Source organism: Polaromonas sp. P3_C2 (assembly GCF_056402675.1).
Genome location: NZ_JBFUGX010000091.1, coordinates 1 through 9140, shown reverse-complemented (window position 1 = coordinate 9140; position 9140 = coordinate 1). Strand labels below are relative to the sequence as shown.

Below are 9140 nucleotides of genomic sequence, written 5' to 3'. Positions count from 1 at the left end.
GTTTCGCGCAGGTCTTCGCGGATCGAGCAGCAGATGCAGCCGTTGTTCATCTGGATGATGTTTTCTTCGGTGTCATTGACCAGGATTTCGTTGTCGATGTTTTCTTCACCAAACTCGTTCTCGATAACAGCGATTTTCTGGCCGTGCGCCTCGGTCAGCACGCGCTTGAGCAACGTGGTTTTGCCGGAGCCCAGGAAGCCGGTGAGGATGGTGACGGGAATCAAGCTCATGGTGTTACCTAAAAACAGGAATTGCAGGGGTAGCGCGAAGGGCGAAGCAGGTCGCAGCCACACAGGTGGGGGAGTTTAGCGGCGGGTTCAAGCCCGTCGCGCAGCCCCGGTGAATACCACCTTGACCAGCAGTTACTTTACAGGTCGTGTCAAGCGCAGGGTCCCCAAAAACAGCGCAAGGCGGTAATTTCCGCCCCGTATCCGCTATATTTTTAATAGCTGCTTGCACCCGTCTTTATTAACCTGCAACCACTATTTATATAAAAATCAGCCGCCCACCCGCTTCACCAGCACCAGGCCCTTCAGGTATTCGCCTTCCGGGAAGGCTACTGTCATAGGATGGTCGGGTGCGCCGCCCATGCGCTCGGAGATGAAAGCGTCCACCCCCGCATCGATACCGGCCGAGGCCACGATTTTGTGGAACAGGTCGGCGCTGACCCCGCCCGAGCAGGAATAGGTAAACAGCACGCCGCCGGGCGCCAGAATCGACAACGCCAGCCGGTTAATGTCCTTGTAGGCACGGGCGGCACGCTCGGCATGCGTCACCGTGGGCGCGAATTTGGGCGGGTCCAGCACGATGGCGTCGAACATCCGGCCTTCCTTCTGGTACTGGCGCAGCGAGGCGTTGACGTCGGCATCCAGCAAAGTGGTGCGGCTGGCGTCAAAGCCGTTCAGCGCCACATTGGCCCGGGCCCGCTCGATCGCCGGGCCGGACGAATCAATCGACGTGACGTGCCCGGCGCCGCCGACCAGCGCGGCCACAGTGAAGCCGCCGGTATAGCAATAACAGTTGAGCACCTGGCCGAACTGTAAACGACGCGTGTAGGCGGCAAACTTCTGCCGGCTGTCGCGCTGGTCCAGGTAAAAGCCGGTCTTATGGCCTTCGGCCACGTCCAGGCTGAGCTTCCAGTCGTGTTCGGTGATGGTGATGCCGGTTTCGCCCGAGCCGGCCAGCCAGCCGGTCACTTCGGGCAGGCCTTCCAGGGCACGTGAACTGGCGTCGGAGCGTTCGTACAGGCGCGTCAGGCCGGTCTGGGCAAGCAGGGCTTCGACAATCACACTTTTCCATTTTTCTGCGCCGCAGCTGGAAAACTGCGCCACCAGCGTGTCCGCATAGCGGTCCACCACCAGGCCCGGCAGGCCGTCGGATTCGCCGTGAATGAGCCGCCGCCCGTCGCTCTGGATGTCAAACAGCTCCCGTGCTTTCAGGGCCTGGGCGATGCGCGCTGAAAAGAAGGCCGCGTCGATGCGTTGGGCTTCGTCAAAGCTCCAGACCCGGGCCCGGATCCTGGAGGCCGGGCTGAAAGCGGCCCAGCCCAAAAAAACGCCGGCGTGGCTTTCAACCCGCACGGTCTCGCCCGCGTCACCGCCCCCCTTGGCAATGGCGCCGTCAAAAATCCAGGGATGGCGCCGCAGCAATGAGCGCTCCTTGCCGTCCCGCAGTCGAATTATTTTCATGCCGCTATTGTCGCGGCTGATAGCGTCACCCCCTCTTGGGCACGGAGTGTCCACCCTGACAAATGAGCCGGCCGACAGCGGTTTGACAGCTCGGTGTAATTTTCGTGAAAGTTTTGCGACAATCGCAGGTTAATGTTTTTGACCTCATTTTCGCGGCAATGGAAGAAACACGGGCCGCTGGCAAGCCCGGCCATGCGCAYGCCCGCACCCGTCCGCACTCTGTTGCTGGGGCTGGTTATCAGCCTGTTCATGGGCTCGCTGCTGGCGCTGACCAGCCTGGATGCACGATCGCGCACCATACTGGACCTGGACACCCAGACAGAACCTGTCGCACTGCAGGACTGGGGCGACTACTGGATAGACACGACCGGCCAGTTCACCCCCGAGCAGGTTGCCGCGACCCCCGACATCCCCTGGAAGCCGACACACGGCAACGCGATCTACCCGGTGACCAGCGGCCAGGCCATGTGGGTGCGCTTTAACGTGCCACCGGCGCCCGACGCAGAGCGCTGGTACCTTGAGGTTCCCTACCCGTCCATCGACCGGGCTTCGCTGTATACCCTGGACGGTGTCGGCCGCTGGAACGAGCAGCGTGCCGGCGACCTGGTGGCGGTAGACAAATGGCCGGTGCCGCACCGCCATCCCCTGCTGCCCATCGCGCTGTCGGCCGAGGTACCCACCCATTACCTTTTGCGCCTGGAGAACGGCCATGCGTTCAGCGCGCCGCTGCAGTTCATCAGCGAGGGGCACCTGAGCCACTCAGAGCAGCGTGTTTCCCTGATCCTGGGCATCTTCTTCGGGCTGACGGGGCTGGCGGCACTGATCTCGGCGCTGGGCGCTATTTCACTGCGCGACACCGCCTACGGTTACTACGCCCTCTGCGTGACCCTGATGGGCCTGACGCAGGCGACCGTCACCGGCATCGCGGGGCTGCACCTGTGGCCGGCGTGGCCGGGGTGGAACGACATTTCGACATCCGTACTGCCCATGCTGGCGGTGTCGGCCACCCTGCTGTTCATTTCCGCGGTGGTGGCCTTGCCCGAACGCTCATTGCGCCTGCACTGGCTGACGGTGGGCCAGGCCGCGCTGGGCGTGCTGGCGGCTGTGGCGCTGGCGCTGGTTCCCTCCGCGTCGCGGATGGACCTGTTCATTCCCATCGTGCTGCTGCTGGAGTTCAGCTGCATGCTGGTCATGGGTTGGGCCTGGCGCCGTGGCGACCGGTTTGCACCATGGCTGATGCTGTCATATGTGCCGGTTCTGGCCGCCGCCGGATGGACCATGGCCCGCAATGCCGAGCTGGTGCCCATCGGCTTTCTGACGCAGCACGGCATGCAGCTGGGTGTGGCGCTGCATCTGCCCATCGCCATGCTGGTATTGATGCTGCGCAGCCAGCACCGGCGCGAAAACATCCGCCGCATCCAGGGCCTGGACCGGGTGGATCCGGCCACGGGTCTCATCAACGGCCACGTGTTTGCCGAGCGCCTGATCCGCATGATTGCGCGTTCCGAACGGCTGCGCCACCAAAGCGCGGTGATGATCATCGACCTGGTCAACTCCGAGCAGATCCAGCGCGATTTCGGGCGCAAGGCCGCCGAAGAATTGCCGCTGCATGTGGCCGAACGCCTTTTGTCCACCGCACGCGAGATCGACAGCGCAGCGCGGCTGTCGGAGCGGCGCTTCGGCATGCTGGTCGAAGGCCCCTTCAATGCCGAGGACGCCGGCACGCTCGGGCCGCGCATCGTGGCGCGCTGCCTCATGCCCTACAAAGGCCTGCACGTGGACTGCGTCGCACAGGTGCATGTCGCGTACGCCCTRGTGCCCTACCAGGGCTCGAATGCCCAGGCCCTGCTGACCCAGCTTGAAGAGCGCCTGGCAGCCGCCCCGGCCGACAGCAAGCGGGCGGTGTTCATGCTCGGGGACGTGCCGCCGGCACGGCCGGCAAGGCGCGACCGTCCCAGTCCAGCCTGAGCACCGCCTGGCACCAGTGCTGGTGCCAGGCTCAGGCTTTGTCTTTAGCGTCTTTGTCCGCCTTCGCCAGGCTTCCTGGTGATGCCGGCGCGCCCGCGCCGGCCTTTCCGGCTTTCGACAGGGCCCGCGGGTGCGCCGCGTCATACACCTTGGCCAGGTGCTGGAAATCCAGCCGGGTGTAGACCTGCGTGGTCGTGATGTTTGCATGGCCCAGTAACTCCTGGACCGCACGCAAATCACCGCTCGACTGCAGCACATGGCTGGCAAAAGAGTGACGCAGCATGTGCGGGTGCACCGGCGTTGCCAGCCCCGCCTTCAGCGAGCGCTGCTTCAGCCGCACCCGGATGTGCTGTGGCGTCAGTCGGGTGCCGCGCTGGTTGATAAAAAGCGCATGGTCTTCACGCGCCCAGCTGGCCCGGGCGGCAAGCCACTGCTGCAGTGATTGCAGCGCAGCCCGACCGACCGGCACGCTGCGCCTTTTGGACCCCTTGCCCAGCACATAAGCTTCGGCTGCATCCGTGTCGATCCAGCCGCGCGCCTGCGCACTGGCCTTCACATCCAGCCCCACCAGCTCGCCGATACGCAGCCCGCAGCCATACAGCAGTTCGGTGATGCATTGGTCGCGCAGCTCCAGCTGCGGGTCGCCATCCGAAGCGTCGGCCTGGTAGCCCGCGAGCTGCACGGCTTCGTCCACACTCAGGGCTTTGGGCAAGGGCTTGGCGGCTTTGGGCGCCCGCACGTCCTGCACGGGGTTGCCGCTGATCAGGCCTTCGCGGCCCAGCCAGGTGTAAAAGCCGCGCCAGCCTGAAAGGATGAGCGCAATGCCTCGGCCGCTGCGCCCCGCACCATGCATTTGCGCCACCCAGCGCCGCATGTGCACGTTTTGCACCGCCACCAGCGCCACCCTGGCCTGGTGTGCATTGGCTTCGAGCTTTTGYAGGTCGAGCGCGTAGAGCTCCACGGTGCGCTGGGCCAGGCGCTTTTCCACACGCACATGTTCCAGGTAACGCTCGACCAGCGGATCGGACGGCGGCAACACTGGCTGCCCGCCGCCGAATTCAGAGGTCGAAGGCGGCGTTTGCATCATGGCCGTGGTGCATGGCCCCGGTGCCTATTCGGCAGTGACCGGCTGGGGCCGCAGCCGCGTCAGCGCCGCGCCGGCCAGTTCGCCCAGGCGCTCCAGGAAATCCGTGCCCATACCGCTGTGAAAACGTTCCGGGTCGGGTGAAGCCAGCACAAGCAGGCCCGAGACCTCCGCGCCCGCTGCGGCGCGCAGCGGTATCAGCGCGATCGACAAGGCCACCGCGGGCTCGGGCAGCCAGTTGACCGCTTCGAAGCCCGAATTGACGCCGCAGTAAGGTGCGCTCAATGAAGAGGCAAAGGTTTTGGCGTCCTCGCTCACATCGGTCGCAAAACTCTCATCCGAAAAAATCCCGTTCACATCCCAGACCTTGATGGCGGCCTGTGGGATCAGGAATTCGCCGGTGATGCCTTCGACAATGGCGCCCGGCAGGTCGCGCGCCTGCGTCGCCTGCAGCAGCTTGCGTGTCCAGCGCTGCATCTTGTCGGCAATGGCCACGTTGTCCTGCCCGTGGCGGATCATGTCGACCATCCGCGTTTCCAGACCCTTGATCTTTTCTCGCAGCATGAGCGCCTGGCGTTCCTGCAGGCTGACGGCACGGTTGCCGTGTCCGCTGGACAGTTGCACCGAAGCCAGCAGTTCGGCGTGGCGCTCGAAGAAGTCGGGCGTGTTGGCCAGGAAGTTGGCGATGTCGTCTTCGGTGATGGGGTGTTCGGTTGGATTCATCCGGGCATTGTAGGGAAATGAGCCGGAAATGGGCCCCCACGGTCGTTCACTTCGTGTAACTTCCTGCCCCCCGAGGGGGCCGCCCGCCTGCGGCCCGGCAAAGCCGAAAAATAGCACACCCCTATCGGGCTCACTGCGTGTAGCCCTTTTCCCCTTGCAGGGGACGGTGCCTGCGGCCCGGCAAAGCCGGTTCCACGGCACCCCTGGCTTGAAGAGGCCGACGGCCGTAACTAACGAGGCATTCCACCAGCGGGGGCCGAGGGTCCGGCTTTGCCGGCCCCAGGCGCCGCCCCTGGAAGGGGGTGAACTTAGATCCCGTCCGGGATTTCGATTTCGGACTTAAACACCGTCGTAGCCGGCCCGGTCATCATGACGGGTGCATCCAGCTGGCCCGGCCATTCGATGGTGAGCTGGCCGCCCCGCGTCATCACGTCCACCCGCGCATCCAGCAGGCCCCAGCGTATGCCCGCCACCACCGCCGCGCAGGCGCCCGTGCCGCAGGCCAGCGTCTCGCCCGCGCCGCGCTCAAAGACCCGCAGGCGGATCTGGCTGCGCGAAACCACCTGCATGAAGCCAGCGTTCACACGACGCGGAAAGCGCACGTGGTTTTCAATCAGCGGGCCGGTTTGCAACACCGGCGCAGCGTCCACGTCGTCCACCAGTTGCACCGCATGCGGGTTGCCCATCGACAACGCCGCTATCAAAAGAGGAGCTGCTTGCGCTGACCCATCAAGGGCCAGCGGCCATTTTTGCCATGAACCTTGGGTCACAGGCGTGAGGCCCGACGTGTCAAAAGGAATTCGCACCGGATCAAACACCGGCGCGCCCATGTCGACCGTGACACGCCCGTCAGCCTGCATGCGCGGCTCGATGATGCCGCTCAGGGTCTTGACCCTCACGACGTCCTTTGTCGTCAGCCCCTGCTCGCGCACAAAGCGCACAAAGCAGCGCGCGCCGTTGCCGCACTGCTCAACTTCGCCGCCGTCGGCGTTGTGGATCACGTACTCGAAGTCGATGCCTTCGCCAGCATCCTTGGGCGGCGGCCGCACCGAGAGAATCTGGTCGGCGCCCACGCCGAAGTGGCGATCGGCCAGGAAGCGGTATTGCGCGGTGGAGAGGCCCAGCGGGGCGCGGGTTTCGTCGAGCATGACAAAGTCATTGCCCGCGCCCTGCATTTTGGTGAATCGGATTCGCATGGGGGAATTATCTGCGGTGCGAAGGCGGCACTTAAAGAGGTGAATCGGCCATTTCGCATCCACCGGCCGTTGTTTTGAAGGAATTCGGGGCGATACGCATGGTTTGCCACGGTTTTGCAGGGCAGAAAAATACGCCAAAACCCGCCGTCAACGCCCGCGCAGCCCCGAAGCCATAATTTGCGGATGCCACGTCCTTCCCAACTGCTCCATCCTTCGCGCGAACCCGCGCCTGTACGCCCGGCGGCCACCGTGCTGTTGCTGCGCGACACCCCGCACGGTGTCGAAGTCCTGATGACGCGGCGATCCACGAGCGCCAGTTTCGCCCCGGGGGCCTATGTCTTTCCCGGCGGCGGCATCGACGCGGCGGATGCCGCGGCGCATGCACAGTCCACCCGGCGGGCCACGCAAAGCGATCTGCACCTGACCCAGGCCATCGCGGCCATCCGCGAAAGCTTTGAAGAACTCGGCGTGCTGCTGGCGCGCCACGCGGATGGCAGCCATGCGACGACGGCCGACATCGCTTCGCTGGACCGCAAGGCGCCCTTCGCCGCGCAATGCCGCGAGCGCGGCCTCACGCTGGCGGGCGACGAGGTGTTTGTGCTAGCGCACTGGGTCACCGACCGCGACCTGCCGCGCCGCTTTGATGTGCCTTTTCTTGTTGCGCRCATGCCCGAAGGGCAAAGCCCGGTGGCCGACGAGGCCGAGCAGTTTGAGCCGGTCTGGGTGCGGCCGGCCGAGGCGCTGGCGCGGCACGCGGCGGGAGGATTTTTCATCATCTTCCCCACCATACGCACACTGGAAAGGCTGCAGCACTATCCCGACGTGGCCTCGGTGCTGGCGGCCTGCGCGTCCGAAGTCCCGCTCTGGACCTCCTGCCCGCGCGCCGGGCTGCTGGCCGGCAAGGAGGCGCGCTATATGGAACACGAAGCGCCCTATGGCGAGCTGGCGCTGACCTGCCCGGACGGGCAGATCGTGCATGCGCTTGACTGGCAGACATCACAGCCCGTGGCGTTGCTTCACAACGTGATGCGCCTGACGGCGCCCAACCCCGGCGTGATGACCGGGCCGGGCACCAACAGCTACCTGGTCGGCGACCCTGGCAGCGGCTACATCGCCATCGACCCCGGTCCGGCCGATCATGAGCACCTGCAGCGTCTCTGGCGGGCGGCCGGCGGCGACATTCGCATGATTGTGTGCACCCACTCGCACCCCGACCATTCACCCGGCGCCAAACCGCTGCAGACCATGTGCAGCGTTGCGCCGCCGATTCTGGGCCTGCCCTCGGCACCCACCGCGCGCGCCGCCAGCGCCTTCTCGCCAGATCGAACGCTATCAAATCAGGAGCTGCTTGCGCTCACCAGCAAAGGGCCGGAAGGCGAAATCACCCATACCCTGAAGGTGCTGCACACGCCCGGCCATGCCGCCAACCATGTGTGCCTGGTGCTGGTGGAAGACGGCCTGCTGTTCAGCGGCGACCACATCCTCAACGGCAGCACCACGGTCATTGACCCGCCCGACGGCGACATGAGCGCCTACCTGGATTCCCTGGATGCGCTGAGCGCGGCCTGCGACGAACACCAGATCGGGTTCATTGCCCCGGCGCATGGCTACGTACTGGCGGACGCAAAGAATGCGATTGCCCGGCTCAAGGCGCATCGCCTGCAACGCGAAGCCAAGATCATGCGCGTGATGCAGGCCCACCCGGAAGGCACGATCGACGACTGGGTCGCAGGCGCGTACGACGACGTGGACCCGCGTATCTGGCCGGTGGCCAAACGCTCGCTGCTGGCGCACGTGGACCGCGTGCGTGAGCTGGGCCTTGTCCATTAACGATTTCTGCACACGCGCCAGGCATCGCTATTGATTTGCAAGCCACCACCGAGTACCCGCGCTACTGTGGCGTGAAAGTTGCTAAACCTTGCACCGTACGTAAGGGTATATACCGGCGTTAAGGCCTTGAACAGTCACCAAGGCTACTGAAAGGGGCTGTTTGACCCCAGGGCTGCGGTTTATACTTTTTGTTCGTATGCCGGAGGCCACGCCTGACCGCATGGCTTGACGGGCATCACCATCATTTCAACCTTTTTTGAGGGACTTCATGTCTTCCTACTCCATTTCAACGCGACGTTTCCTGCAAACCGCCGGCACCCTGGTCGCCGGTATCGTTCTGGCCGCCTGCAGCAAGACCGAGCCGCCGGCACCCGCAGCCAGTGCACCCGCTCCTGCCGCCTCGGCACCCGCACCTGCGGCCAAGGTGTACGTCGTCGGCACGGACGCCGCGTATGTACCTTTTGAGTCCCAGAACGACAAAGGCGAGATCGTCGGTTTCGACATCGAAGTCGTCAAGGCCGTGGCGCAGAAAGCCGGCATCGAAGTCAAGTTCCTGAATACGCCATGGGAAGGCATCTTCAACTCCCTGAACCAGGGCGACCGCGACCTGCTGGTCTCGGCCATCACGATCACGGCCGAGCGCAAGCAGAC

The 9140-nt window shown here is 64.6% G+C and carries 8 protein-coding genes; 3 read left to right on the top strand and 5 right to left on the bottom strand.

Annotated features, from left to right (window positions below):
* Both AC1DWI_RS06090 and AC1DWI_RS06085 read right to left on the bottom strand, forming a co-directional pair.
* A partial coding sequence (locus AC1DWI_RS06090; protein ID WP_477724539.1) for a CobW family GTP-binding protein occupies window positions 1-230 on the bottom strand: 230 nt, incomplete at its 3' end.
* Window positions 231-497: 267 nt separating this feature from the next.
* Window positions 498-1688, bottom strand: a complete 1191-nt coding sequence (locus AC1DWI_RS06085; RefSeq protein WP_477668411.1) for a class I SAM-dependent rRNA methyltransferase — start codon at window positions 1686-1688, stop codon at window positions 498-500.
* A 192-nt stretch (window positions 1689-1880) separates the two neighbouring features.
* Between AC1DWI_RS06085 and AC1DWI_RS06080 the strand changes: the two genes are divergently transcribed.
* A complete protein-coding gene (locus AC1DWI_RS06080) occupies window positions 1881-3656 on the top strand; it encodes a sensor domain-containing diguanylate cyclase (RefSeq protein WP_477724538.1) in 1776 nt (591 codons plus the stop codon).
* A gap of 31 nt (window positions 3657-3687) precedes the next feature.
* On the opposite strand, the gene AC1DWI_RS06075 is transcribed toward AC1DWI_RS06080, so the two are convergent.
* The 3 genes from AC1DWI_RS06075 to dapF all read right to left on the bottom strand — a co-directional run bounded on the left by AC1DWI_RS06075 (window position 3688) and on the right by dapF (window position 6659).
* Window positions 3688-4743: a tyrosine recombinase XerC gene (locus tag AC1DWI_RS06075; protein WP_477668413.1), complete on the bottom strand. Its 1056-nt coding sequence runs from the start codon at window positions 4741-4743 to the stop codon at window positions 3688-3690.
* A 24-nt stretch (window positions 4744-4767) separates the two neighbouring features.
* The gene (locus AC1DWI_RS06070) at window positions 4768-5463 is read right to left on the bottom strand and encodes a DUF484 family protein (RefSeq protein WP_457281114.1); all 696 of its coding nucleotides are present in this window, start codon (window positions 5461-5463) and stop codon (window positions 4768-4770) included.
* Between the two features lie 308 nt (window positions 5464-5771).
* Window positions 5772-6659 (bottom strand): diaminopimelate epimerase, encoded by an 888-nt coding sequence (gene dapF, locus AC1DWI_RS06065; protein WP_477668414.1) that lies wholly within the window; start codon window positions 6657-6659, stop codon window positions 5772-5774.
* 183 nt (window positions 6660-6842) lie between these two features.
* On the opposite strand from dapF, the gene AC1DWI_RS06060 reads away from it, so the two are divergent.
* Both AC1DWI_RS06060 and AC1DWI_RS06055 read left to right on the top strand, forming a co-directional pair.
* Window positions 6843-8489: an MBL fold metallo-hydrolase gene (locus AC1DWI_RS06060; protein WP_477724537.1), complete on the top strand. Its 1647-nt coding sequence runs from the start codon at window positions 6843-6845 to the stop codon at window positions 8487-8489.
* A 268-nt stretch (window positions 8490-8757) separates the two neighbouring features.
* Window positions 8758-9140: transporter substrate-binding domain-containing protein (locus AC1DWI_RS06055; RefSeq protein ID WP_477724536.1), on the top strand; the 383-nt coding region annotated here is incomplete at its 3' end.

Bases quoted from the DNA above. Each gene is read 5' to 3' on its own strand.
- dapF (WP_477668414.1), bottom strand. From the start codon at position 6,659: ATGCGAATCCGATTCACCAAAATGCAGGGCGCGGGCAATGACTTTGTC.
- AC1DWI_RS06085 (WP_477668411.1), bottom strand. From the start codon at position 1,688: ATGAAAATAATTCGACTGCGGGACGGCAAGGAGCGCTCATTGCTGCGG.
- AC1DWI_RS06070 (WP_457281114.1), bottom strand. From the start codon at position 5,463: ATGAATCCAACCGAACACCCCATCACCGAAGACGACATCGCCAACTTC.